31 protein-coding genes are annotated in these 25,937 nt (G+C 34.3%); 19 read left to right on the top strand and 12 right to left on the bottom strand.

What is annotated here, in order from left to right:
• Positions 1 to 93 precede the first annotated feature (93 nt).
• Positions 94 to 1,440 carry a sodium-dependent transporter gene (locus HWV59_RS16665; protein WP_102228999.1) on the top strand — a complete coding sequence of 449 codons (1,347 nt, stop codon included), beginning with the start codon at positions 94 to 96 and terminating at the stop codon, positions 1,438 to 1,440.
• Between the two features lie 163 nt (positions 1,441 to 1,603).
• On the opposite strand, the gene HWV59_RS16660 is transcribed toward HWV59_RS16665, so the two are convergent.
• Positions 1,604 to 2,506: a superoxide dismutase gene (locus HWV59_RS16660; RefSeq protein WP_175639540.1), complete on the bottom strand. Its 903-nt coding sequence runs from the start codon at positions 2,504 to 2,506 to the stop codon at positions 1,604 to 1,606.
• Positions 2,507 to 2,608: 102 nt separating this feature from the next.
• Entirely contained in the window at positions 2,609 to 4,513 is a 1,905-nt protein-coding gene (gene shc, locus HWV59_RS16655; protein WP_175639539.1) for a squalene--hopene cyclase, read from the bottom strand.
• Between the two features lie 211 nt (positions 4,514 to 4,724).
• Here shc and HWV59_RS16650 point away from each other — a divergent pair, with 211 nt between their 5' ends.
• From HWV59_RS16650 to HWV59_RS16635, 4 genes are all read left to right on the top strand, one after another.
• Positions 4,725 to 4,934 (top strand): DUF6501 family protein, encoded by a 210-nt coding sequence (locus tag HWV59_RS16650; protein ID WP_175639538.1) that lies wholly within the window; start codon positions 4,725 to 4,727, stop codon positions 4,932 to 4,934.
• A gap of 123 nt (positions 4,935 to 5,057) precedes the next feature.
• Positions 5,058 to 5,588, top strand: coding sequence for a helix-turn-helix domain-containing protein (locus HWV59_RS16645; RefSeq protein WP_175639537.1), 531 nt, complete (start codon positions 5,058 to 5,060; stop codon positions 5,586 to 5,588).
• Positions 5,589 to 5,694: 106 nt separating this feature from the next.
• The gene (locus HWV59_RS16640; protein WP_175639536.1) at positions 5,695 to 6,204 is read left to right on the top strand and encodes a GNAT family N-acetyltransferase; all 510 of its coding nucleotides are present in this window, start codon (positions 5,695 to 5,697) and stop codon (positions 6,202 to 6,204) included.
• Positions 6,205 to 6,401: 197 nt separating this feature from the next.
• Positions 6,402 to 7,610: a DHH family phosphoesterase gene (locus HWV59_RS16635; RefSeq protein WP_175639535.1), complete on the top strand. Its 1,209-nt coding sequence runs from the start codon at positions 6,402 to 6,404 to the stop codon at positions 7,608 to 7,610.
• A gap of 28 nt (positions 7,611 to 7,638) precedes the next feature.
• Here HWV59_RS16635 and HWV59_RS16630 read toward each other — a convergent pair whose 3' ends face one another.
• From HWV59_RS16630 to HWV59_RS16620, 3 genes are all read right to left on the bottom strand, one after another.
• The gene (locus HWV59_RS16630; RefSeq protein WP_217708471.1) at positions 7,639 to 7,800 is read right to left on the bottom strand and encodes a hypothetical protein; all 162 of its coding nucleotides are present in this window, start codon (positions 7,798 to 7,800) and stop codon (positions 7,639 to 7,641) included.
• A 66-nt stretch (positions 7,801 to 7,866) separates the two neighbouring features.
• Positions 7,867 to 8,313 carry a cupredoxin domain-containing protein gene (locus tag HWV59_RS16625; RefSeq protein WP_102228993.1) on the bottom strand — a complete coding sequence of 149 codons (447 nt, stop codon included), beginning with the start codon at positions 8,311 to 8,313 and terminating at the stop codon, positions 7,867 to 7,869.
• 139 nt (positions 8,314 to 8,452) lie between these two features.
• A complete protein-coding gene (locus tag HWV59_RS16620) occupies positions 8,453 to 8,797 on the bottom strand; it encodes a general stress protein (RefSeq protein ID WP_102228992.1) in 345 nt (114 codons plus the stop codon).
• Positions 8,798 to 9,145: 348 nt separating this feature from the next.
• Between HWV59_RS16620 and proC the strand changes: the two genes are divergently transcribed.
• A complete protein-coding gene (gene proC, locus HWV59_RS16615; RefSeq protein ID WP_268921769.1) occupies positions 9,146 to 9,946 on the top strand; it encodes a pyrroline-5-carboxylate reductase in 801 nt (266 codons plus the stop codon).
• A gap of 60 nt (positions 9,947 to 10,006) precedes the next feature.
• Here proC and HWV59_RS16610 read toward each other — a convergent pair whose 3' ends face one another.
• The 3 genes from HWV59_RS16610 to HWV59_RS16600 all read right to left on the bottom strand — a co-directional run bounded on the left by HWV59_RS16610 (position 10,007) and on the right by HWV59_RS16600 (position 11,809).
• The gene (locus HWV59_RS16610) at positions 10,007 to 10,216 is read right to left on the bottom strand and encodes a cold-inducible protein YdjO-related protein (RefSeq protein WP_102228991.1); all 210 of its coding nucleotides are present in this window, start codon (positions 10,214 to 10,216) and stop codon (positions 10,007 to 10,009) included.
• Positions 10,217 to 10,389: 173 nt separating this feature from the next.
• Complete coding sequence (locus tag HWV59_RS16605) at positions 10,390 to 10,572, bottom strand: H-type small acid-soluble spore protein (protein WP_102228990.1); 183 nt, start codon at positions 10,570 to 10,572, stop codon at positions 10,390 to 10,392.
• A 97-nt stretch (positions 10,573 to 10,669) separates the two neighbouring features.
• The gene (locus HWV59_RS16600; protein ID WP_175639533.1) at positions 10,670 to 11,809 is read right to left on the bottom strand and encodes a DUF418 domain-containing protein; all 1,140 of its coding nucleotides are present in this window, start codon (positions 11,807 to 11,809) and stop codon (positions 10,670 to 10,672) included.
• Positions 11,810 to 11,902: 93 nt separating this feature from the next.
• On the opposite strand from HWV59_RS16600, the gene HWV59_RS16595 reads away from it, so the two are divergent.
• The 11 genes from HWV59_RS16595 to HWV59_RS16545 all read left to right on the top strand — a co-directional run bounded on the left by HWV59_RS16595 (position 11,903) and on the right by HWV59_RS16545 (position 21,882).
• Positions 11,903 to 12,538, top strand: a complete 636-nt coding sequence (locus HWV59_RS16595) for a DUF421 domain-containing protein (RefSeq protein ID WP_102228988.1) — start codon at positions 11,903 to 11,905, stop codon at positions 12,536 to 12,538.
• 301 nt (positions 12,539 to 12,839) lie between these two features.
• Positions 12,840 to 13,406 (top strand): tetratricopeptide repeat protein, encoded by a 567-nt coding sequence (locus tag HWV59_RS16590; protein WP_102228987.1) that lies wholly within the window; start codon positions 12,840 to 12,842, stop codon positions 13,404 to 13,406.
• Positions 13,407 to 13,408: 2 nt separating this feature from the next.
• Positions 13,409 to 15,520: a tetratricopeptide repeat protein gene (locus tag HWV59_RS16585; protein ID WP_175639532.1), complete on the top strand. Its 2,112-nt coding sequence runs from the start codon at positions 13,409 to 13,411 to the stop codon at positions 15,518 to 15,520.
• Positions 15,517 to 16,851 carry a phenylacetate--CoA ligase family protein gene (locus HWV59_RS16580; protein ID WP_175639531.1) on the top strand — a complete coding sequence of 445 codons (1,335 nt, stop codon included), beginning with the start codon at positions 15,517 to 15,519 and terminating at the stop codon, positions 16,849 to 16,851. The genes HWV59_RS16585 and HWV59_RS16580 overlap by 4 nt, the downstream gene beginning before the upstream one ends.
• Before the next feature lie 11 nt (positions 16,852 to 16,862).
• Complete coding sequence (locus HWV59_RS16575; protein ID WP_102228984.1) at positions 16,863 to 17,618, top strand: amidohydrolase family protein; 756 nt, start codon at positions 16,863 to 16,865, stop codon at positions 17,616 to 17,618.
• Positions 17,619 to 17,631: 13 nt separating this feature from the next.
• Positions 17,632 to 18,885 (top strand): phenylacetate--CoA ligase family protein, encoded by a 1,254-nt coding sequence (locus HWV59_RS16570; protein ID WP_175639530.1) that lies wholly within the window; start codon positions 17,632 to 17,634, stop codon positions 18,883 to 18,885.
• A gap of 20 nt (positions 18,886 to 18,905) precedes the next feature.
• Complete coding sequence (locus HWV59_RS16565; protein ID WP_175639529.1) at positions 18,906 to 20,012, top strand: 3-dehydroquinate synthase II; 1,107 nt, start codon at positions 18,906 to 18,908, stop codon at positions 20,010 to 20,012.
• Positions 20,013 to 20,030: 18 nt separating this feature from the next.
• Positions 20,031 to 20,795: a 2-amino-3,7-dideoxy-D-threo-hept-6-ulosonate synthase gene (locus HWV59_RS16560; RefSeq protein ID WP_102228981.1), complete on the top strand. Its 765-nt coding sequence runs from the start codon at positions 20,031 to 20,033 to the stop codon at positions 20,793 to 20,795.
• A gap of 8 nt (positions 20,796 to 20,803) precedes the next feature.
• Positions 20,804 to 20,995, top strand: coding sequence for a hypothetical protein (locus HWV59_RS16555; RefSeq protein WP_102228980.1), 192 nt, complete (start codon positions 20,804 to 20,806; stop codon positions 20,993 to 20,995).
• The gene (locus HWV59_RS16550) at positions 20,988 to 21,128 is read left to right on the top strand and encodes a hypothetical protein (protein ID WP_175639528.1); all 141 of its coding nucleotides are present in this window, start codon (positions 20,988 to 20,990) and stop codon (positions 21,126 to 21,128) included. Before HWV59_RS16555 ends, HWV59_RS16550 begins: the two co-directional genes overlap by 8 nt.
• 130 nt (positions 21,129 to 21,258) lie before the next feature.
• Entirely contained in the window at positions 21,259 to 21,882 is a 624-nt protein-coding gene (locus HWV59_RS16545) for a CAP domain-containing protein (RefSeq protein ID WP_175639527.1), read from the top strand.
• Positions 21,883 to 22,104: 222 nt separating this feature from the next.
• On the opposite strand, the gene HWV59_RS16540 is transcribed toward HWV59_RS16545, so the two are convergent.
• Together HWV59_RS16540 and HWV59_RS16535 are read right to left on the bottom strand one after the other, a co-directional pair.
• The gene (locus HWV59_RS16540; RefSeq protein WP_175639526.1) at positions 22,105 to 22,275 is read right to left on the bottom strand and encodes a hypothetical protein; all 171 of its coding nucleotides are present in this window, start codon (positions 22,273 to 22,275) and stop codon (positions 22,105 to 22,107) included.
• Positions 22,276 to 22,389: 114 nt separating this feature from the next.
• On the bottom strand, positions 22,390 to 22,605 hold the full coding sequence (locus HWV59_RS16535) for an alpha/beta-type small acid-soluble spore protein (protein WP_102228978.1): 216 nt from the start codon (positions 22,603 to 22,605) through the stop codon (positions 22,390 to 22,392).
• Positions 22,606 to 22,850: 245 nt separating this feature from the next.
• On the opposite strand from HWV59_RS16535, the gene HWV59_RS16530 reads away from it, so the two are divergent.
• Complete coding sequence (locus HWV59_RS16530) at positions 22,851 to 23,642, top strand: alpha/beta fold hydrolase (RefSeq protein WP_102228977.1); 792 nt, start codon at positions 22,851 to 22,853, stop codon at positions 23,640 to 23,642.
• A 137-nt stretch (positions 23,643 to 23,779) separates the two neighbouring features.
• Entirely contained in the window at positions 23,780 to 24,823 is a 1,044-nt protein-coding gene (locus HWV59_RS16525) for an aldose epimerase family protein (RefSeq protein ID WP_102228976.1), read from the top strand.
• A gap of 70 nt (positions 24,824 to 24,893) precedes the next feature.
• Here the strand turns inward: HWV59_RS16525 and HWV59_RS16520 are convergent, their stop codons facing one another.
• Together HWV59_RS16520 and HWV59_RS16515 are read right to left on the bottom strand one after the other, a co-directional pair.
• On the bottom strand, positions 24,894 to 25,085 hold the full coding sequence (locus tag HWV59_RS16520; RefSeq protein ID WP_102228975.1) for a hypothetical protein: 192 nt from the start codon (positions 25,083 to 25,085) through the stop codon (positions 24,894 to 24,896).
• 65 nt (positions 25,086 to 25,150) lie between these two features.
• Positions 25,151 to 25,930 (bottom strand): hypothetical protein, encoded by a 780-nt coding sequence (locus tag HWV59_RS16515; RefSeq protein ID WP_175639525.1) that lies wholly within the window; start codon positions 25,928 to 25,930, stop codon positions 25,151 to 25,153.
• Between the last annotated feature and the right edge of the window lie 7 nt (positions 25,931 to 25,937).

Genomic DNA, 25,937 nt, shown 5'->3' with positions numbered 1-25,937 from the left:
AATGTTTGTGAAGAATTGATAGTAAGGTCAAAAATAGAACTTTTGATAAAGATATTCAATAGTAGCAAACAAGTTTGCATGTGAGGTGATGTTGTGAGTAAATCAGTTGAACAATGGTCGTCAAAAATCTCGTTTATTCTTGCTGCAGCAGGTTCTGCGATAGGTCTTGGTGCGATATGGAAGTTTCCATATGTAGCTGGAACAAGTGGAGGAGGCGTATTCTTTCTTATTTTTATTCTTTTTACCCTGTTAGTAGGGTTGCCACTTTTACTTGGTGAATTTATTATCGGTAGAAGTACGAAAAGTGATGCGATTTTAGCCTATAAACAAATTGCTCCAAATTCATCTTGGCATCTAATCGGAAGATTAGGGGTAATTACTTGCTTTATTTTGCTGTCCTTTTATAGTGTAGTTGGGGGATGGATCCTCATTTACTTGGTAAAAGCATTAACTGGTGATTTAAGTGGTCTAACCGAGCAGCAATATGGGGAATTATTTGGAGCGAGTATTTCAGATCCTATAATAACGGTAGTAGCTCAGCTAATTTTTCTGCTTATTACGAGCTATGTAGTATCTAAAGGGATTTCAAATGGAATTGAAAAAGCAAGTAAATTTATGATGCCTGCACTTTTTATTTTATTTGTTTTTATCATTATTCGATCAGTTACATTAGATGGTGCAATGGAAGGGATTATTTTTTTCTTAAAGCCTGATTTTGCAAAGGTGACATCTGAAACAGTATTGTATGCAATGGGCCAATCCTTTTTCGCGTTAAGCGTTGGTGTTTCAGTTATGGTAACATATAGTTCTTATTTATCAAAAAATGAAAATCTGCCACAATCTGCTGTATCAATAGTAGGGTTAAATCTATTAGTAGCTTTACTAGCTGGTTTAGCTATTTTCCCAGCTGTATTTTCATTCGGATTGGCACCAGATGCGGGTCCTGTATTATTATTTAATGTACTTCCAACTGTTTTTAATCAAATGCCATTTGGGACTGTTTTCTTGGTTGCCTTTTTATTATTATTCTTATTTGCAACTTTAACTTCTGCCTTTTCAATGCTTGAAATTATTGTTGCACCAATTTCAAAAGGAAATGAAAAGAAAAGAAGGCTTTTTTCATGGGTTATAGGATTATGTATCTTTGCAGTGGGAATTCCGTCAGCATTGTCTTATGGAGTTCTTTCGGATATAACGATATTTGGGAAGTCTATATTTGATGCGGCTGATTTTCTTGTAAGTAATATGCTAATGCCATTAGGTGCATTGCTAATTGCACTATTTGTTCCTTTAAAAATGCCTAAAAAGGCACTGCTTGAGGAGCTACAGCAAGGCTCGTCCATTAGTAAAAAAATCTTTACGTGCTGGTATCTTTTACTAAAGTACGTTGCTCCTATTGTTATTATTGTTGTATTTTTAGATGTTTTAGGCATTATTTAAAAATGATTAGAAAAACTTTGCTTTTCGTCAAGTCCTAATGGTGAATGCCTTAGTTTTTCTTATCCTATCATCCATAAAATTAATATAATTTCTGATAGTAAATAAAAAGGGTAACTATGAATCTTTTCTAGTTACCCTTTTTTCTATTACAAGAAGTTATCTCTTAATATGGATTCCATTTCACTTGTTGTGAAACGTGAAAACGTCTTTCAACTTCCTTCCAGTTGACAACATTCCACCAATTATCTACGTATTTCTTTCGTTCATTCTTATATTGAAGATAATAAGCGTGTTCCCATACATCTAACGTTAACAGCGGAATAACATCCCATTGGCTTAGGTTTTGATGCTTTTCAGCTTGGAGAATTTCTAATCGATGAGATCGTGGTGACCAGACTAAAATAGCCCAGCCAACGGCTTCTACATTTTTAGCAGCTTCTGAAAAATGTTGTTTAAATTGCTCAAAGCTGCCAAATGATTGATTGATTTCCTTCATTAACATCCCAGAAGGCTTTCCACCTCCATTAGGTGTCATAACCGACCAGAAAATGGTGTGTAAGTAATGTCCTGCACCGTGAAAGGCTGCTTCACGTTCCCAATGTTTAATTAATTCGTAATTCCCTGTTTTTCTTGCCTTTTGCATTTCTTTCTCAGCTTTATTTAATCCATCAACATAGCTTTGATGATGTTTATCATGGTGTAATCGCATGATCTCCTGGTGAATATAGGGTTCTAGTGCATCATATGCGTATGGTAATGGAGGAAGTGTGTGACCTCCGATAGGCACAGATCTCATTTGATTTTGGATTCGTTCATGGTCCTGTCGCTCTTCATGATCAAAATACGAATTAAATTGGCTAAATAATTCATCTGCACGTTGATAAACATCTTTAGGGTCCAAATCGGATCTTTCTTCAATTTCTTGTTTTAAGTATAAAAGTTCATTTTTCCAAGATTCCAAACTTGTTACATCTTGATTGCGGTTTAGTTCTTGAAACGAGTCTTCATAACTTTTTAAAATATCATCACACCATTTTTTCATAGATGTCATGTATTGCTCTGACATGTAAAATCCCTCCTAGACATTAGTCCTAGAGACAATATATGCACAATTAAATAAAGGTTGATGATTTTCTTTGTGCACAGGATTGATTTTGAATAGAAGGAGTTAGTTATAAGTCTGGAAATTTCCGGTTGATTTAGTTTTTATTTTACTTCTATAATGTGCCATGACCAGTAAAGGGAATATATCATTATAGCTATGATAATGAATGTAAAATTGTCCAGGCAATCCAATACCAGTCGGATAAGTCAATGCAGTTTTAGAAAAAGAAGCTGGATTTAGCAAATGAGAGATTCCTTTTTGTACGGATATATTTTTGTATGCATTACTTTGAATTAAGGCATCAAGAGCCCAAGAAGTTTGAGAAGGTGTACTATAGGGAAGTGGTGTGTATTTTTTCTGTTCACTACTATAACAAGATTCTCCCCAACCGCCACTACCAAGCTGAACAGATTCTAGCCAATGGATTGCTTTTTGAATAACAACTGAATTTGGTGATACACCCACAGATATCATTCCAGTAACTGCAGCCCATGTACCGTATAGATAGCATACACCCCATCTGCCATACCAAGAACCGTCTTTTTCCTGATTCTTTTCTAACCAATGTATAGCAGCTTTAATACTTGGATGTTGTTTTGTTAGACCTGCATAAGTCCCTAAAAACTCAATTACTCTACCAGTTAGATCAGGAGTTGAGGGATCAATAGCGGCGTCTTCTGCATTTTCTAAGGGAATGAGGGTGAGTAACGCTAAATCTGTGTTTTTTTCAAAAGCTCCCCACCCTCCATCTGAATTTTGCATTGAAAGGAGGTATTTTACTCCTCTATACCAAGCATTTCGGACTCTGTCATTTGACCTGGCTGTACGCGTTATTGCACGTAATACTGCAGCTGTATCATCGTTATCAGGGTTTATCGTATTATTATGAGAAAACCCCCATCCACCGGCAGAAACGTTAGGATTATGAATTTTCCAATCTCCTTTTTTAGTATGCTGTTTTGATAGAAGATACGAAGTAGCTTGTTGAATCATATTTTCTTGGTCTGAGACTTTAGCTTCTTGTAATGCATAACTGAGCAGGGCAGTATCCCATACAGTTGAAGTAGAGTTTTCTAAATGAACTCCATTACAAGAAGTAGAAACTAATTGTTTTAAACCGTTTATAGCGTTGACGATTGTGGCGGAATTTTTGCTATATCCAAGAGATAGTAGGGCGAAGATCATAAAAAAAGTTGCACTTGCATAACTGTATAATGTGCCATCATCTTCGATTCTTTTTAACATATATCTTTCCGCACGCTCATACCCAAGACGATGGAGATAGTCAGGTAATGATAATAGTTTGTTCATTTCATTCATAAAAACTGATTTTGAGCGAAAATCGTCGAGGAAGTCTTGTGTAGATGGGTGTCGGTATAAGTGGTTGATTGCAGGTGTATAGGGAGACGATATTGTAAATTTTTTATTAGCAGCAATCATCATTGGGATAAAGTGGATTCTGGCATATGCACTAAACTGGTAAAAGTTTAAAGGGAATGATGTTGGGATAAGCAGAAATGTCATCGGGACATAAAAGAACGTAGGCCATGGATAAAGTCCGTTTACAGCAAGCATCCATTTGGTCATAAAATGTGCATTGTTTAACCCGCCCGATTCTTTGATAAAATGTTCAGCTTTTGTTAATGCAGGATGAGTTTGAGATAAAAAGCCTGAAAATAATAACGCACAATAAGCTTGTATTGTTGCCGATAGATTACCGCTTTTTTCATCGGGATAGGCTTTCCATGTTCCTTCTTTCGTTTGTTTTAGAAGTAATCGCTCCGATAAATCTTTTATTAACTGTTCTTCGTTTTTTATGTCTAAAGCTCTGAGCATAATAATCATAAACGCATCTGTCATTAATCCGCCTTCAAAACAATATTTCCAGGAACCATCATTCTTTTGTGTAGTTTTCAACTTATTGATGAAAGAATCAATGGTTTGGTCAAGCTTGTTGGTTGTAAGCATCTTTAATCGTCACCTCATCATAAGCTATGCTGAGAACAATTTGTATATGTGTGATGAAATGAAGGAGAGCTGAGATTAACTATTTTATATAAAAACATAGAGTTTTAGAATTTTTTAATTAAGATTATATAAAATAGTTTTCTTGCGTTGATTGGCATTTTAGGAAGAATCAGATAGAATGTTATATATGAATTGGAAAGGTGGATTTGTTGTGATACATAAAACATGGCAAGAATCTAAGGCATTAAAAAAAGTAAAATGTGTTCATACAAACGCAGCAAAATATATGGTAGACCGTGCACTAACTGCAGGTAAAGAGTATGATGTTCAAAATGAAACTGAAGAATTTTATTTTGTCATTGACAATACCGGCAAGGTTGGCGGCTACTATAAAGATTATTTTGAAATAGTGCCAAACTAATGTTACTGGGAATGGAAAAATAAATCCATTCCTTTTTATATGACATCAAGCAGGAGAAATTGACATCTTATTTATTATTATTATAATTGATAATAATAATAAATTTAGGGAGAGATCGCTGCATTGAACTCAAAAGCAAAAATAATCCTCCATCCAGTGAGAATGAAAATAGTACAAACATTAATTGGGAAAGAAAAACTAAATGTTCAGGAAATTCAAGCAAGATTAAATGAGGTTCCACAGGCCACTTTGTATCGTCATCTTAATAAACTATTAGAAGCTGATGTGATTCAAGTTGTTGAGGAAAACAAAATTCGTGGAACGGTGGAAAAATTTTATGCTTTAAATGAAAAAGAACAATCAACAACAGAAGACTTTCAAAAATTAAGCCGTGAGGAGCATTTAAATTTATTTTTAACCTTTATGACCCACTTACTAGGTCAGTATGAAGCATATTTACAGCAAGATGAAATTGACTTAATGAAAGATGGAATTAGTTTTAGGGAAGCAATGATTTATTTATCAGATCAAGAATTTCAAGAATTTATCTCTGAATTGTCGAAAGTCTATTTGAAAGTAATAGAAAATGAACCAACAAGTGAAAGAAAGGCTAGACATATTTCGACTATTATGATTCCAGATGCAAAAAAATAGTTTCATCTCTCATAAATTTTCATTATAATAAAATAATTATGAAACCTATCGACTAGTTAGGTAATGATTTTCATATGTAAGGCTGGTAAGAAGGGAAAATGACAAAATGAGCGAACAAACGTATATTATCAGAGATGCAAATATGGAAGATCTTCCACGAATTGTTGAAATTTATAACACATCCATCCCTGGTAAACTTGCTACAGCAGATTTAGAAGAGGTAACAGTTGATAGCAGATTAGCCTGGTTTCATGAACATAACTCACATCATAGACCACTTTGGGTTATTGAAGAAGAACGAGGTATTGTTGGGTGGTTAAGCTTTCAGTCTTTTTATGGTAGACCAGCATATAATGCAACAGCAGAAGTTAGTATTTATCTTGATCCTAATGTACATGGCAAAGGCTATGCTCGTATTTTAATGGATAAAGCAATTTCAGAATGTCCTGGTTTAGAGATTAAAACATTGCTTGCGTTTGTATTTGGGCATAATGCACCAAGTATTAAACTTTTTGAACATTATCAATTTGAGAGATGGGCACATCTTCCAAAAATCGCTAATATGGAAGGTGTTGAAAGAGATTTGGTTATTCTAGGAAAGAGGATCGTTGACTAACCTCCTTCCATTAGATAAAAATAAGAAGGATACAATTATTTATTTTGTATCCTTTTTTGTGTACTCGTATGGCTGTGCATTCATAGCTAGGTAAAATAATATAAGTTAAGCTGGAGGATATGTGGTCTAAAATTGAATAGTTAAGCAGTTAGTACACATACTTATAGAAAATGTAAAAAGATAGAGAAGGTGGACTCATGCAATATGTTTTATTAACGCATAATGATTTAGATGGTGTCAGCTGCGGAATTCTAGCAAAACTGGCTTTTGGTGAAAATGTAAATGTATTTTATCATTCAGTTAATAGTCTTGATTATCAGGTTGAGCAATTGATGAAAGAGCAAGGTGACATAAATCAAACACGTAAAATATACATAACTGATTTGTCAGTAAATAAGGATAATGAAGTAAGATTAAAAAAGTTTTATCAACGGGGTGGGCTCGTTCAATTAATTGACCACCATAAAACATCATTGCATCTGAATGAATATGAGTGGGGAAATGTCAAGGTCGAGGAATCAGAAGGAAAGCTCGCATCTGCAACTTCATTATTTTATGATCACCTTCAAGAACATAATTTCCTGAAAAAACATTCTTCCCTCAGCGAATACGTTGAATTGGTAAGGCAGTATGATACGTGGGATTGGGAGAGAAAGAAGAATATTAACGCAAAACGCCTAAATGATCTTTTATTTTTGCAATCAATTGAAGAATTTGAACAAAGTATGATTGAGCGTCTTTCAACACAGCAGTCTTTTTCTTTCAATGAATTTGAAGAAAAATTGCTTGATATTGAGGAAAAGAAAACTGAGCGATACATAAAACGAAAAAAGAGAGAATTAGTACAAACGTTTATTGGAGACAAGTGTGTTGGAATTGTTTATGCAGAATCATATCATTCAGAATTAGGCAATGAGTTAGGAAAAGAACATCCACATCTCGACTGTATAGCTATTATCAATATGGGAAATAAAAAGATCGGATTCAGAACGATCCATGATCATGTTGATGTATCTGAACTTGCAGCAAAGTATGGAGGAGGAGGACATGCGAAAGCTGCGGGTTGCTCGTTAACACAAGATGCATATCGGGAGTTTATAGATAAAACATTCTCTTTGAAACCACTAAGAATAGATTATCCTCATAATAAGATGAATGTAAAACAAAGATGTTCTTTATATGAAAATTATGAGAAAGAGCAATATCTACTCTATAAAAATAATGAAGACAAATGGCAGGTAGAAAAAAATTATCACTTACTTCCAGATCATTTCCTAAGTTTTGAGGAAGCAGAAAGATATATAAAAAGAACTTTCTCTGTTCATCTTTCAAAGGACGAGAAGCTTCTTCATTACTTACTTGACTCTATTGACACAAAAAAACATACCAAAAAAAGCAAAGCGTGACATCTCGCTTTGCTTTTTATCTTAAATATTAAGACACACTTGATTTTAATTGAGTTACTTCTGAACTATGCACGAGAATAATATCATCTAAATCCGAACCGGATTTTTTTAATTCATAATAGCCGCTAGAGTAAGCATAGAAAACCTCATACTGTTCTCCATTGTAGATCACAATGTTCAATTTAATCACCTGTTTCCTTTCTATAAACTATGTAACAGATTAATACCCAAGTAAAGAAAGATGAAGCAGATATATTTATTCAACAACAATATAGGCAATCATAGGTACAACATTGTGTTCTTCATGTGAGTGCGCATCACAAATTAGACGATAAGTTCCCTCTTCATTAAAGTTAAGAGAAACAACTGTCTCTTCACCCTTTTTAACGGTACCTTTTATATCTGTTCCTTCAATGTAAAAAGGATGCTCCTCACCATTTACACCAAAAATCTTTAATGTAACATTCTGATTCTTTGGAATAACGATGGTGCCTGGATCCCAGCGATATGCCTCTAGTTTTTTTCCATCAGCAGTTGTTGTTGAAAATTCACCAGTGACCATATTAACTGTGATTTCTTTATTAGAAGTTTGACTACTTTGGAACGTTGGAATCGTTTCGCTTGTAAAAAAGTATAAACTTCCCATTAAAATAGCAGCTATAACAAAAAATAACCATTTCTTACGAATAAAAACGAACCTCATTATTTCCCCCCCTTATAGCATGTCTACAATATTTATATGAGGGGAATGGGGGAAACTTGTCTAAATTTTTCATAGTTTCTACTTTTATTACATACGTTCATAAAAAAGAAAGGATAACCATTAAGGTCATCCTTTTCGTTTATATTAATTGATATTGCTCGGGATTTTTTACAATTAAAAGAGCTTTTCCTTGATCAAGTTTTTCCTCATACATTTCTGATTCTGCTGTAGAAAATCCCATTTCCTCTAGATTTTTTCGCAGCTCGTCCCCTTTATTAACGAATAGGTTCTCAAGCGTTTCGGTTAAACCTTTATCTTCGGTGCTAATTAAATTCGTATCTGCTTTATCAGAAATTCTTTCAGTTCTGTCATTATCATGTGTTAAAACATAGAGATCGTCAGCTTGTACACCTTTACTTTTTAACAAATCTACAGCTTGTTTTAGATTTTCTTCGTTATGATACTCTTCAACATAAGGCTTCATAAGTCTTTTTCCTCCTTTTGATTTTATATAGTATTCAATAACACAAATTTGGAATTATTAAACCTAAATTGTCAAGTAAACAAGTTATTTGTGTTATTTTAAAACTTCTACTTCCTATTTCAGTTTGTTTATGATATATTAATATAGCGATGAGCTGAATTGTGTAAGTCGAACAACATGCCGGAAGGCTAAATGCACGATGTGGCGTGCAGTTTTTCGCCTCAATACGCAAGACGTCTTTAATTAGACGTCTTTTTATTTTGCTGATTTTTAGAAGGATTGAAACTTTCAATCCTTTTCATATACTAATAAAAACTTGTATATTAAGTAAGAAGGGAGGAAGGTTTAGTGAAAAATTCAATTTTATTTATTGGAGCAGGCAGAATGGCAGAAGCAATTATTGCCGGATTAATAACAAGTAGTCATGAGCAAATCAATTCAATTTATGTTTCAAATCAGAAAAATACCGAAAGACTGCAAGAATTGGCTACTAAATATCAAGTCCAACCAATTGACAATTATGATGACATCATAGAAAAAGTAGATATGATTGTATTAGCGATGCCGCCTTCAGAACATGAAGGAGTCCTAAATAAATTAAAACATTTAATTACATCACAATTTGTTGTAACAGTAGCAGCAGGAATAAGTCCTTCTTTCATTGAGAGGTATCTTCCGGGTGGAACAGCGGTTGGTTGGATTATGCCAAATACTGCAGCAATGGTTAAGCATTCCATTTCATTGTATACATACGGATCTTCTGTAAGTGAAAAACATCATATGCAGATGGAGCTATTGGTCAACTCAATTGGAACATCTCTATACTGTTCTGAAGAAGAGATACACAATTTAACAGCTATAACAGGTAGTGCACCAGCTTTTTTATACCTATTTGTTGAATCCTTAATAGAACAAACAGAACAATACAATGTTTCAAGGGAAACAGCAGAAAAATTGGTCAAAGAAATGGTGTTCGGATCTGTTGAGATGCTAAAAGGGAATTATTCTCCAAAGGAATTAAGAGAACAGGTAACAACACCTGGAGGAGCAACTGCTGAAGGGATAAAAATATTAAGAACCGGTAATTTTGTTGAATTGTTACAGGAGGCTGTAATTGCTACAAATAAAAAGGCAAAAGGTGAGAATTAAAGAGGAAAATCCCATGCTGTAAACATGGGATTTCGCTTTAAAATATTGTTGATAATGAAATTATTCCTTTTTCTGGCTTACTGCTGAAAAGTTTTCCAGGACAGGTAATGTACGCTCGTCTTCAACCATTGCGTGTCCACATAGAGGACAGTCTGGATTTTCGTTCGATTTAAAATTATCACGCATCCACCCGTTACAATCATTTGAACCACAAGTCCATATTTTTAAGTTAACCTCTGGTGGCTTTTCGACTTGTTGTTGAAATCTCATATCAACACATCCTTCAGTAAGGAGATTTAGTACTACATACATTATACACATTTTTTCTAACAATATGTGTAAATGCTAACAATTTCCTTTTGAATAGTTGGAGCATTTTAGTGAAAAGTGTAATTATTAGCCTGCCAGCTATACAGATCGTAAGTAATCAGACTTATGAGGTATTAATCTATTTCTTTAAGTTCAGCTACACTTACTTGTGTTCTTTCCTCAAGTGGTCCTCTAAGGTGACACGTTACCATCTCTTGATCTTCATGTAATTCGTCAATCCAGACAGAAGCGCCATTATACATAACTTTTATGTCTGCAGAAGATGATAAAATCTGCTTTACACGATTAATATCCAATATAACAACCTCCTAAAATTTATCATTTTATTTTGTCCGTAATCAGCTCTTTTATACAAATAGAGAAAAATAACATTATAGTACTAGTATTTTATGATTATTTTTTTATGAAAGGGCTTATCTTTTTTAATGAAATGGATCTCCAAATCCATTCAATTGGCCCCTGGTAAAAATATGACAACCAGTATTTGCTAATGATAAGTTGGAAAAGAAAAACAAAAATGCTAATTATTAAACCTTCAGATAAACTTATATTGTTATAAAGGTTAAATACTCGAACGAAGCTTATTAAGAATATGGATTGAAAAAGGTAATTAGACAATGACATCCTTCCTACATATCGAAGTGGATAAAAAACGGTCTTAACAAATGAGTGGTCAAAAAAGACGTATATACTTGTTATGTACAAAATAGCCATTCCTATCCCACTTACGCTTGTTAACAAGTAAATAGAACTAGGCAAATAAATATGTGCAAACAACCTCAAGATAAGGAAACCAAAAGAAACAAATAAACTGATTCTCCACCATCTTTTAACCCTTACTATGTTTGAAGAAGTTCTTTCAAAAAGTCCTTCTTTCCCGACATATAACCCTAATAAAAACCAAGCAAGTACTGGGACAAAGGTAAATGGAAATTGAAACAATACACGAATAACTTCAATATCAAATCTATACAAAACCCAATCAATATATGGGGCTTCCTGGTAAATTGCATTGTAGTTCGAGAGCATTTCATAAAATTCACCTTGTTCTAATGGTGAATGTGTTGAAAAAAACGTACTCCAACTAAGCAAAAGATGATAAATCGTCAATAATGCAGCTGCCCAATATAAAATTCCTTTGCTATTAACTTTATAAAATAACAGCAGAAATATACTGATTAACGCATAAACATGAAGAATATCACCATACCAAATGAAAATAAGGTGTATGACTCCAATAATAAAAAGGATCAACATTCTCCTGGTAAATAAGATTACATCAAATCCCTTTCGTAAAAAAAGGTAAAAGCTTAATCCAAATAAAAATGAAAAAATAGGGTAGAACTTCATATGGACAAATATCCCATAGAAATTATGAATGATTTTATCAAGTTCTTTAAAATTGGGAGTGATACCATACATGGACTCTATAAATTCAGGAGAATTAAAGCTCCTCATATTCATTAATAGGATGCCAAAAAGAGCCAAACCCCGGATTATATCCACTATTAGAATTCGCTTTTGTTCCTTCATATTCGTCCCTTTCTACCTTAATTAGGCATAAAAAATGAACCTTTCACAGAACATAATGGTAATTATTTTTGTAAAGGTGGTATCCAAAATAACATGGATATGAACTTGATATGGAAAAGTGTTGTTATAGTAATAGGCGGTACGATTCTTCTAAGGGTTGCAGGTCGCAAGTCAATTTCTCAAATGACTCTTTCACAGGTTGTTATCATGATAGGAATTGGATCATTGCTTGTACAGCCGCTAGTAGGTAAAAATGTATGGACCACATTAATAGTTGGACTTACTCTGGTCCTTACCTTAGTAATTGGTGAATACAGCCAGATAAAGTCTGATAAGCTTGAAAAATTTATTTCTGGAAAATCAAAAATTTTAATTGATAATGGGAAGTTGCAAACAGATCAATTAAAAAAGTTACGTTTATCTGTTGATTTGTTAGAAATGAAGTTAAGGCAATCAAGTGTTAATAATTTAAATGATGTAAAATATGCAACTTTGGAACCGAATGGTCAGGTTGGGTTTGAATTAAAGGAACAAAAAAAACCTGCGACAAAAGAAGATATTACGTTTCTTCTTCAAGAGATTCAACATATGAAACAAATAATGGGAATCTATCCCCTTAAAGCATCGACAAATATGCCACAAAAACAGCCCTTTTCATCAGAAACAACATTATTTACAGAAGTTGTAAAAAACAAAAATGAGCCAGAACCACCTCAAAGATTACAATAACACATACACAACGTCCGGTTTATTATATTATCATGAAAATACCTCTTATCAGTAAAAAATGGGAGGATTTTTTGATTTCACTTTTACGAAATAAAATTTATTAAAAGGAACCTTAATAGACTATTTAATCAAGAAAATAAAAAACACAAAAATGTATGCGATTGCATTTTGGTCTCTATTATCAAAAATCTCTATTTCCATTAAAGTCTATCACTTTACGCTGACCAGCACATAAGTTGTAAATGTACTCTGAAGAGTCAAATAGAAAACAGCTCATGCATTTTAAAGGAGGTGGAATAATTTGGCATATGTAAAGAATGAATGGAAAAAAGAATTTGATGAAGCAATCAAATTCCATCAACAGGCCATAGATGGGAATAAGCAAGCAGCAAAGAAAGCATATGAAATCCTAAAAAAAGTCAAATTAAAAGCAGTTAATCATGCTCTTGTAGAAGCCTATTTTGGTAGTTCATCTGCTCTAATCGCAAGAGACCATCACGATTTAATGGAAAAAATGAACCTTGCAAAGAGAGGGTTAAAAGCCCTTGATAATGCTGTTAAGGCAGAGCCTAATAATACAGAAATTAGAATATTAAGAGGAAATGTGGCATTTCGCCTTCCTGAACAGTATTTTAAAAGAACAAAAACCGCTATTGAGGATTTTCAGTTTCTAACAAAAGGGTTTAAAGAAAAAAAGAATAAAATCTCAAAGGAACAATACAGTGAGTTTCTATTAAAGTTAGGGAGCGCCTATAAAGCAATAGGAGATAGTGAAAATGCTGAAAATACTTGGGAGGAACTTCTTAAGATGAATAGTAGTAAATACAAAAAGTTAATAGAACAGGCGAGAAAGAACGGAGGTGTTTAGGCTTGCTCTATAATAAAAAAAATGCGGAACTATTAAAAAGATTAGCGAAGGGAAACGGCTTTTTAACTGCTTCAAATAAACAATTATTGAACAAATTACCCATTCCAGCCAGAATTTTAGAAATGTCTAATAAAACAACGGAAAGTGTTATTAATCAATTGCTGGAAAGTGGAAAAATTGAAAGAAATAATCTTGCAAAGTTAAGAAAAGAATTATTAGATGCAGTAGAAAATCAACCAAAATCAAAAAAGAATCGAGAAAAGAGTTATAAAAAGCCGTCATATGTAGCTAAACCCAAAAAGGATAGAACAACTAATAAAAAATCAAAACCTAAAAATGATCGTGAATTAACAAACGTAGAAAAAGAAACGATTTCAACGAAGCCTCGGAATGACACAACAAAAATCGTAAACAAACCGGTATCAAATCAATCAAACAGTCTATCACTTCTAGAAGATGCAATAAAACTCCATGAGGATGGGATAAAAGGAAATAAAGTCGCTGTAAAAAAAGCATATACAGCCTTAAAAGAATTGCACGAACAGCAGCCTGCCGATCTTAAAATAAAATCCTATTATGGAAGTGCTACAACACTACTCGCGAGAGATGCAAGCAGTGTTACAGATAAAATGAAATATGCATTAGAAGGGTTAAAGCATTTAGACCAGGTAGTGGAAAGTTCTCCAGATTTTATTCCTGCTAGAATGCTAAGAGGCAATGTAGCCTATCGTTTACCGGAATTATATTTTCAACGTACAGCAACAGCAATAGAGGATTTCCGTTATCTTTTAGATGTAACTGAATCTGATGACTCAATTTTATCAGAACAAGAATATGTTGAGATGTTAAAAAACTTGGTTGAGGCTTATAAGCGAGTCAATCAATCTGAAAATGCGAAAATCTATCAAGAAAAATTAAAATTATTCAAACAAACTGATAGCTCAACAACGAATACAGAAACACAAAAGAAAAGTAGTGTAGATGAGCCAACTGGTGAGGGGTTAACAGAGGAAGCAAAAACTATTTACCAAAATGCCCTTGCTGGAGGGCAAACAGAAGTGAAAGAGGCATTATCATTTTATGAGGTATTTGTGTTAACGAACACTGCTCCTGAAGTAGAAATGACCTATATCGATCTTCAGTCAATGGTGGGAAGAGATTCTATTAACACTTATGAAATGTTTGGTTCTGCTATAAAGTCTATGAAAGCTATGGATACTCTCATAAACGAACATCCTTCGTTAAATGAACTACGTTTAATACGCGCTAGGCACAGTTTACGTTTACCAGAGTTATTCTTTAGAAGAGCAGCTATTGCAGTAAGTGATATAGAAATGCTTTTAAAAGATAAAAACTATTTAAATGAAGCTGGGCCAATGGTTCACCATCAATTGCTATTTGACTTGGGAACTGCATATGAAAAACTAGATATGATGGAAAATGCTCTTGAAACCTGGAACAATTTATTGACAATGCAACCAAATGAGGTATTGAAAAGTAAAATAGAAGAAAAACTAGAAGTACATTCATATAAAGAAGTAGGCATGCGAATTTTCTCAGCATACTCAAAAGAAAAAATGTACAACAAAGCAAAAGAAATTCATTTGATTGGTGCAAAAGGGAGTCGTATAGCTGCGAAGCAAAGTTTAGAAGTTTGGGAAAATGCAAGAAATAGATTTCCAGATTGTGAAATTGCAAACACTTATTATGCAGCTTCAGTTGCGTTAATGGGTAAGTATGCTGGTGATCCCCAAGAAATGTTTGGAGAAACAATTAAAGCTTTAAAGCTTTTAAAGTCATCAATTAAATCCGATAATCCTGAATTGAAGTTATTGCGCGGATATATCTACCAAAGTTTACCTGAAGGATTCTTCCATTCAAGTGCTAATGCTGTGAAAGATTTAAAGTCTGTTAAATTAGCATATGAACAAAATCCCGTTAATCCGCCAATTACAAAAGAGCAGTATGTGAAACTATTATATGATTTAGGTTTTCTCTACAAAAAAACTAGTTTTGTAGACAAAGCAATGAAAACTTGGAAAACACTTCTAAAGGCAGATCCTCAATCACAATATGCTAAAGAAGTTGCAAATCAGGTAGGTGAAGAAAAATGAGCTCTTTGTTTGAAAAAAAACTAAAAAAGGTTCGCATGCCTTTAACGATTAAACGTTTCTTTAATGGAACAATTCATCCGGATAAAATGACTCCAGAACAAATTGAATCCTATCATGTTGAATCATTAAAACAGATTGTAAAAAAAGCATATGAAAAGAATGAGTTTTACCGTCAAAAACTAGATGAAGCTAACGTGAAACCTAATAATATTAAAAAACTAAGCGATTTAAATAAACTGCCTTTTTTAACAAAAGATGAATTACGAGGAAAACCATATATTCTATTAACATGTGACAAAAAGGACATTGCCCTTGTGCAAGTATCAACAGGTACAACAGGTGGAGAAGAAATCTATATGATGTACACCTGGAATGATTACTATTTACACGACCTTGCTCCTAGATATCCTGAATTATTTGAGGTTGACCCAGGAGATGTTTGTTTAAATGCACTTCCATATGAAATGAGTGCAGCAGGCCTTGCTTTTCATAAAACGTTTATGGAAGGTTGTGAAGCGACTGTTATTCCTGCGGGTAAAGGTGGTGCTTATTCTACACCAAAGAAAACATTAAAAATGATAAGAGATCTCCAACCAAATGTTGTCATTACAACACCTTCATGGGCAATGCTTCTTGCAGAAGAAGCGGCTGAGCAGGAATTTGATTTGCAAAGCTTACAATTGAAAAAACTTTGGATCACTGGTGAAGGGTGTTCTCCAGCGTTTCGCGAAAGATTAGAAAACCTTTGGGGAGCTACGGCTAACTTCTTTTATGGAAGCCTTGAATGTGGAGTACTTGGGATTGAATGTGATCACCATGATGGCTACCACCTTGCACAAGCTCATGCTATTGTCGAGATTGTTGATCCGAAAACAGGTGAACCATTAGACGAGAGTGAAATTGGAGAAATTGTTGTAACAAGTGCTCTTCGCTATGATACACCGATTCTGCGATTCCGTACAGGTGATTTGGGCTATATCGAGTCAGAAAGCTGCCCGTGTGGAGTCACTATGCCAAAATTCTATCTTCGTGGAAGAGTCGTTGATCAAATCAAATACAATGGAACCTCTTTGTCACCATTTTATTTAGAAGAATTTTTGATGCGTGAGCCTGAAATCGGAAATTGGTTTGAATTTGTTTTAACTCCTGAAGGTGATAACGAGGCTATTCATGTTCGTTGTGAATTAACAGAAGGATTTGATGCAACTGAACATTTAGCTGATTCTCTAGCTAGTAAACTTGAGTTTGCTTCAGGAATTCCGTTCGAGTTGGAATTTGTTGATAAGCTTCCAAGATCACAAGGAAAAACTGTTCGTGTTGTATATGAATAGGAGGTGAAATAATGATCATTGATGCCCACACACATCTATCAGATACAGAATACGGCAACACAGAAACGTATTTGAAATTGATGAAAGAAACAGGAATTAATGAAGCAGTAGCGGTTCCTGGTGCAATGTTAGATGTCCGGAAAATGACGGAATATATAACAGGACGTGCAAAACCGGATAACCCGGTTCCTGATAATCTTTATGTTGAAAAAGCCTCCAAAACTAATCAAAGTATTCATGGATTTATTTGTCTTAACCCTCATGATAAAAATGTTTTGTCTCAATTAGATAAAGGGAAAAAGCAGGGATTTAAAGGTTTAAAGCTGTCACCGTTATCACATCAATTTTCTTTTGCATCAAAAGGGGTAACAGGATTGGCAGATTTATGTGGAGAATATGGATTTCCTGTATATTCCCATGTCGTTTACAGTCCTGGAGCTTCAACAACAAAATTTATTCAACTGGCAAAACAATTCCCAAAAACAAACTTTATTATTGGGCATATGGGATTTGGCCCTGCCGATCAGGAAGCATTAGAAGCAGCGGGAAATATGCCGAATTTTTATTTAGAAACCTCAACAGGTAATTTTCTTCATATTCAAGAAACAGTTAAGAAGATAGGGTCTTCAAAGGTAATATTTGGTTCAGAATACCCGTTATCACATCCTGGGATTGAGCTTGAAAAAATATTAAAGCTTAACATCAGTGACAGAGAACGCGAAGAAATTTTAAGCCAAAATATTAAATTATTACTTCAAATGAAATAGAGGTGTGTTTTCTGTGAACACACAAAAGAAGATCGATGCTTTAAATGAAGTTCTAACTTATGCTAAAACATCACCATATTACTCTAAACGAATCCAAATACCGCCACTTGATTCCCTTAATGATTTAAAAATAATTCCGCTTACTACAAAAGCTGAACTAAGAGAACAATCGCCATTTGGCTTACTACCAAATTCTTCAATGTCTTTGTCTCAATACCATGAATCATCTGGAACAACCGGAACACCAGTTTCTGTATGGTATTCCAAGTCTGATCTAGACGAAATTGCTCAAGGTATAACAAGTTGTGGAGTCAACTTTTGTGAACAGGACCTAGTTCTCATCCGTTTTCCATATGCACTCTCTACAATATCGCATTTTATGCACCGATCTGTTCAGCTGCAAGGTGGATGTGTGATTCCGGCTGATAGTCGTACAACTGTTACACCAATGCCGAAAGTAATTGATCTCATGAAAAGGTTAAATATAACAGTTCTTACTTGCATATCGTTGCAAGCGATTATGCTTGCAGAAATGGCAGAAATACTAGGGCTTGAACCAAAAAGAGATTTCCCTTTTTTAAGAGCGATTTGTACGGCAGGAGAACCGATAACACCTTATCGTCGAGAACTGATTGAAGATATCTGGGGCGTACCTGTGTTTGATAACTATGGTATGACAGAGGTCGGTACCGCAATGGTTGATTGTCACTTGAAGAAGTTGCACATGTTTGAAGATTGCTTTCATGTTGAAATTTTAAAGGATGATTTAGTGACTGACGTACAACCAGGTGAAGCTGGAAATCTTGTCATAACAACTCTACGCAAAAGAGCTACACCAATGATTCGGTACTCAACAGGAGATATTGTTCAGGAGATAAACAGCGCGTGTGCATGTGGGAAGGGACGTTCCTTTGTTATTAGAGGTAGGAAGGAAAACATTTTATCGATCAATTCTGTCACATTTGACTTATATGAATTAGAGAAGATAATTGCTCCTTTACCTGCAAGACGATTTTGGTCTGCAGGAAAGTTTAACAATTCTCTCTATCTATTTATTGAGAAGGAATCTATTACTGATACGATCTCTAGGGAATATGTTGATAAGTTGATGGAAATTTATGGGGTCAGCATTTCTATTATTCTATTAAATAAAGGAACATTGTATGACAGAGACGACGAAGTGTCTTTTGGTATGAAAGCAAAACCCCGATACTTTATGACTGATCAAGAAACAGCAAATTTATTAAATGAAATCAAAACTAATTAGTTTGGAAGGAGCATTTACAGATGCAACAAAAAGCTAGGCAAGTATGGTATGACGGAAGAGGAGTTTTAGTAGAAAATATGGATGTATGGGAACTTATTAACCATTCACCGATTGATAAAGTTTTGGTATCTCTGCAACAACGTCAAGATGGCTATTTTCCGCAAAAGATGACGTTTATTACGGAAGTAGAAAACATTGAGCAGTTAGAGGAAGTACCTGATGGCGATGTTGTTTTTTCTGATAAAGAAGAGATCCTTGAAGAAGCAAAAAAACGTGGATTTAAAACATGTATTTTTTACTCTGTTAATAATCGAGAGATGCTCGAGCGCTGCTCAAGAGAAGCAAGTCAGTATGATTTCGCAGCTGTAGACTTTGATTTACCAACAAATATCCCATTAGAGCTAATTATTGCCCGCTTAGAGGAAAGCAATACCATCCTTTTAAGAGCGGTAAATACAGCAATTGATACGGAGATCGCTTATGGAACATTGGAAAAAGGAAGCGATGGTGTATTATTTGCGACAACAAATGTTAGTGAAGTTAGACGACTAACAGAATTCATGTCAAAGCAAGCTTTACCGAAACTAGAATTACATCCTATGGTTGTTACAGAGGTAATGCACGCTGGTATGGGTGTCCGGGCTTGTATTGATACAACTGGTATTATGACTCAGGACGAAGGAATGATCATTGGTTCAACTTCTGGTGGAGGGGTATTCGTTTGCTCTGAAACTCACTATCTTCCTTATATGAATCTTAGACCATTTCGTGTCAACGCTGGAGCTGTTCACTCATATGTATGGCAACCTGAAGATGCAGCTGAATATTTAAGTGATTTAAAAGCAGGAGATAAAGTGCTGTGTGTTAATACAAAAGGCGAAACACGTGTGTTAACAGTTGGCCGAATTAAAACAGAGGTACGTCCAATGTTACTAATCAAAGGAAAAGTAGGAGACCGTGAACTAAATGTAGTCGTACAAGATGACTGGCATATTCGTATTATGAGTGCAGACGGTAAACCACGTAATGCTTCTACGATACAACCTGGTGATGAATTATTATCCTATGTTTGTGAACCAGGCAGACACGTTGGCGTAAAAGTAAGTGAAACAATTATTGAAAGATAGAATATTGGAGGAATTAAAATGTCCGGAAAAGAAATTCGTCTAAAAAAGCTATATCATCATTCCGACAAATTACTCATTGTACCAATGGATCATGGGATTACAATCGGACCTGTAACAGGGTTAACGGATATTAACAAGACTGTTGAAGCTGTATTCGACGGTGGTGCTGATGCGATTGTTGTTCATAAAGGGCTTGTTCGATATTTAACGGATGCCATTGGTTCAAACAAAGGTGAGCTTATTATCCACTTATCAGCATCAACAGCTTTAGCTCCAGAATCTCAAACAATGAGAAAAGAACTCGTTTCCTCTGTAGAGCATTCCATTCGACTTGGTGCAACGGCTATTTCAACACATGTTAACCTGGGCTCTGAATTTGAAGCAGAACAAATAAAGGATGTAGGTCTTATCGCGGAAGAGTGTGATAAATGGGGTTTGCCTTTATTAGCCATGATGTATGTCCGTGACGGTTGCAAAACGCATGAGTTTGACCCGGAGCGAATCGGCCATGCTGCACGTGTAGCAGAGGAACTTGGAGCAGATATTGTCAAAGTCAATTATAGTGGTTCACCTGAAACATTTAAACAAGTCGTTTCCGGTGTGAAAATCCCAGTGTTAATTGCTGGAGGAGAAAGGTTATCGTCAAACCAAGATTTAATTACTATGATTGACGATGCTGTTAATGCAGGCGCGAATGGAATCTCAATTGGTCGAAATATTTTCCAAGATGAAGATCCACAGAAATTATGTGAAAATATACGATCTATTTTAAATCAATCATGAGGTGAAAAATGGATAAACAACAATTCACAAATGAAGCAATTGGAAATCTATCAAAAAAAATCTCTGAGTTAAAGAAACAAGGAGCATCTGGAGAACAAATTCAAGGTGCTGTATTTGATATGCTAAGTGAACTCGGTATTAAAATCCCATTAGATAAACTTCCTGAAAACTTAAGAGGGGGACAAAAGGATAATGGATAGAACGGAAATTAGACAAATCGTTTTAACTTTTAAAGAGCAAATTCAAACTGCGTTAGATGGTGAAAATCAAGCTGATGAAATTAAAAATGCAGTTAGGGAAATGTTAACTTCTTTAAATATTCAACAACCATAATTTATATTTTGTAAGGTGAGAAAGAGATTGGGTAGTTGTCCAATCTCTTCTTTAATTTAGGAATGATTTTTAGAAAATTAGCCATACTAACATGGGATAAAAAACCAAATATGAAATCGGAGGAAACCTCATGTTGAAAAAGCTTGTTTTCGCAACATTTGTTTTTTTTGTGGCAATGCCAACTGTATCACACGGGCAAATAAAAACATTTAAAGAACCGCCATTTGAGTTTTATAAAGTGTCAAAAGGAGATACTTTCTGGTACATAGCACAGCGATATGGCTTAGATTATCGAAAATTAATGGAATTAAATCCTAATGTTCAGCCAAGGAATATGCATGTTGGTGAAGTTATTCGTCTTAAAGCTTCAGCCGGGAGTGTTAGCAACTTCCAAGCGCAAGTTGTTCAATTAGTAAACCAGGAACGTGCAAAAGCTGGATTAAGACCTTTAACACATCGAGCGGATGTGAAAAATGTAGCACAGAAAAAAGCAGAGGATATGATTAACTCTAATTACTTTTCACATACCAGCCCAAATTACGGGTCACCTTTTGATATGCTGAAAACATTTGGAATTAGCTACTCATATGCAGGAGAAAATATTGCAAAAGGTCAAAAAACACCACAAGAAGTCATGAATGCTTGGATGAATTCCTCGGGCCATCGTGCAAACATTTTAAAACCGGAATTTGATGCTATCGGAGTAGGCTTCTATCATGGAGCATGGGTGCAAATGTTTATTAAAGGCAGATAATAAGGCGTGACAAAATCCTCTTTCTAATCTTAGAAGGGGATTTTGTTGATTTTTGGAGACTAATGTCTAATCGTAGATAAAATATCAGAATCGAAGATAAAACCCGCGTAATCGAAGATAAATTTTCAGAATCGAAGATAAAATGTCAAAATCGTAGATAAAACACAATTTCAAGGCAGGCAGCCACTTTTATTATCGCTGCCTGTCCATATTTAATTTTTGTTACTTAAAGACATCTCGACCATCTGCTCCTACTGAGTCATCAGTATTTGTTCGGGAATTAATTTTTTCATCATTTTTATAAATTCCATGTGACGGCTGTTTAGAACCAAGATATTGCGATTTATGTTTTTCCTCCGTTTTTATAAACTCATCAAAGTTTTCGTTTACCATGAGATTCACTCCTTTTTATAAATTCACTTTTAGGTTGTCCAATCAAGGTATTTTCATCACAAAGCAATAAAAAGAGCACCGCCTTAAGCGATGCTCTTAGCCATTTATATTTAATTAAAATCTACCAGTTCCGCCACTCATTGATTGTTGAGCCATAGATACTAAGCGTTTTGTGATTTCGCCACCAACAGAACCATTTGCACGAGATGTTGTTTCACCACCAAGATTTACACCAAATTCACTTGCAATTTCGTATTTCATTTGGTCGATCGCTTGAGAAGCACCAGGTACTACTAACTGATTAGAATTGTTGTTACTGTTGCTTGCCATAATAAATCCATCTCCTTTAGTAATGTATTGTGTGGTGGGTTAGGGTGGATTTGCACCATCCATTAACCAGCTAGGTTAACCCTTAAATGAGTTGCTTTGTTTAGTTCTCGTTTGTTGATATTTAATATTGCTCGGTTGCAAATCATTTATTCAAAGTTAGACTATGAAAGTTTTTCCAATTATATGGGTATTCAGATGATGTTGAGGAACACTACTTGTAAGGAATTGTATAAGGAGGAAACAACATGCCTACGGTAGAATTAAAAAATGGAAAAACAATAGCCTATGATGATATTGGAAACGGTATGCCGCTTCTTTTTATTCATCCGCCAGGAATGGGAAGACATGTGTTTTATTATCAAAGGAAACTTAGTCACAGTATGAGAGTAATATGTCCAGATTTAACCGGACATGGTGATAGTTCACGGATTGAGGCAACTAACATCTCATTAAAATATTATGGAGAAGAACTAATGTTACTATTAGATAAACTTGGAATTGATCGTGCGATAGTTTGTGGATATTCAGCAGGTGGAATGATTGCGCAATATATGAGTATTCATTTCCAAGATCGGGTAAGCGGGCTTATTTTATTTGGAGGATATCCGGCTGTTTTAGATCGATTATTTCAATTAGAACATAAAATAGGAATGAAGCTAGTGAAACACAATCGTGATTTCCTTAGTAAAATGTTGGCTAGAAGTCATACGAAAGATAAAAAAGTGAGAGAAGTACTCGTAACCCATATGAGAAAAGCACAGGTTGAAGTATGGTCAAAATATTACTTTGAGGTATTACAATCTAACATAATCAAAGAGCTTAAAAATATCTCAGCACCAGTTTTAATCATAGATGGTTCGAAATCAGAATTTACAAATAAATATCATCCTTATTATAAAAAAAGAATTAAACAACTCAGATTAGTGATTATAAACAAAACGAATCATCAAGTACCAACAAAAAGATGGAAGATTGCAAATAAAGAAATCGAATTATTTTATAAAAAACTAAAAAATAAGGCAGGAAAAACGGAATAATTGATTAATTATATATGTTAGTGCTTTTTTACTTTTTAAATTTTATCTTCCTTGCAGGAAAGCGCTATCTAATAAAAGATAAAATAGTTCAGCTATTGAAATATAGAAAACTGTAGGAAGAATGAGGAGAGGTATTGATGAAACTAATAAAAGAAATATTTGGAGAGTTAAAAGGGGAAACAGTCTACTCATTTACGTTAGAAAATCGTAATGGTATGAAAGTATCATGTATAACACTTGGATGTATCATAACAGACATAATTGTTCCAGATAAAAACGGACAATTTGAAAATGTAGTGCTTGGGCTTGATACTGTTGAAAGTTACATAAATGATTCGCCTTATTTCGGTGCTGTTTGTGGACGTGTAGCCGGAAGAATAAGTAACGGACGTTTTGAATTAGATGATCATATTTATGAATTACCAAAAAATGATGATAACAATCACCTACATGGAGGCCCGGAGGCTTTTGATCAAAAGCTTTGGAACGCAAAGGAAATAAATGATACCGACCTAGTTGGTGTGGAATTCTCGTATGTTAGTGAAGATGGTGAAAACGGTTATCCGGGTAATTTGTCTGTGAAAATTACCTACACATTAAATGAGCAAAATGAGCTTAAAATCTCATATCATGGAACAACTGATAAGAACACCTTGGTTAATTTAACGAATCACAGTTATTTCAATTTAAGTGGAAATCTAAAAGAAGATATCTTATCACATAAATTAGCTGTGAAGAGTAACGAAATTCTTGAGTTAAATGAGAATGTCGTTCCAACAGGAAATCTAATGAATGTCGCGAATACACCTTTCGATTTTAGAACGGCTAAAAGTATTGAAGAAGCTGTATCCTCCACACATGAGCAAATTAAACGTGTAGGACAAGGCATTGACCATCCATTTCTTTTAAATGATCATCAAAATGAAGAAATTATGTTAGTTGATGAAAAGAGTGGCAGAAAGCTTGTTATTGAAACAGATCAACAAAGCGTTGTCATTTACACAAGTAACATGTTGGAAGAGTCTATTAATATTAGGGGCGTAAAAGCAAGAAAGTACTTGGGAATCTGCCTTGAAACACAAGGTCTTCCTGATTCAATTAATCATCCGCAATTCTCACCATGCATTTTAAATGCTGGTGAAGAGTACAATACATCAACGACTTATAAATTTACTGTATAAAAAAAGCCCTTTTTGGGGCTTTTTCGTTGTTTACCAAGAATTTATAGATTTCTTAAACTGTGTATGCGTCTTAATCTCCATATGGATAAGATATATGAATACTATCTACTGTACCGGGCTCATCTTGTATATTGTTATTTGATGTCATATAGTCTTCAAACTCTTTTCGTATTTCTGCAGGAGCACCTTCTTTTAAATGCCAATTTCCTGGCTCATCAACGAAATAAATGCTATTCATAAAGTCAGGTCTTTTAATTGTCACGATATCCCCCATTCCTACTATTTTAGGATTAGTTTTACCTATTATAAAGGGAAAAACTCGCTTTTTTACCTGTTTAATATCTTTTCTTTTTCCTTTTTTTCGTCCGATTGCTCTTTGTTTCGTATTGAAGAGGATCTATTAAAAAGCTGTGAAAAGTAACCTGTAATTTGTCGGTAGTTTTCTTCTATTTTTTCGACAACAAAACTAATTCTTTCAAAAATAGTAGCCTTTAAGCTATCCAGTTCACGTGACGTTTTTAAATTGATGGCCTCTTGCTGGTCAATGCGCTCTAAAATTGTTTTGTGAAAACTTTCTTGTATTTCAATTGTATTTAAAATTTGATCATTAATTTCTTTTTGGCTTATTAACTGTTCACTTACGTTTGAATGTTGTTCCTTAAATTGATCTAGTTTTTTAGAGAGTTGATTCATGGCTGTATCTTGAAGGGTAAGTTGATCAATGATTGTCTGATTAATTAATCCTTCTTCTTCATATTTTTTAATTATATCCTGATTAAATGAGTCAATAGCAGCAAACCTTTGGATGAACATTTCGTATGCTTCCTCTTGTTTATTGATGTTTTCAAGTAATGGAATCGTTCTTTTTTCTTGTTCAACAAGTTGGTTTGTTAATTGATGATAATGCTGATGCTGTACATTTTTTGATTCCTCTAGTAGTGTATTTAAATGTGTAGAAGCTTTTTTTAGTTCTCCGTTCAAATATTCCTGATTTTTCATAAATTCATGTAAATAATTTCTTCTGAAAACTTGTTGATTCGAGCTGGCTTCCACATTTATTGGTTGTTTATATAGAAGAGGTTTTTGTTGATTTTTTATATAAACCAAAAAACTC

The sequence above is a fragment of the Metabacillus schmidteae genome (genome assembly GCF_903166545.1).
Classification (GTDB): domain Bacteria; phylum Bacillota; class Bacilli; order Bacillales; family Bacillaceae; genus Metabacillus; species Metabacillus schmidteae.
The sequence above is the reverse complement of the archived record's forward strand: the minus strand, read 5'-3'. Positions and strand labels throughout refer to the sequence as shown.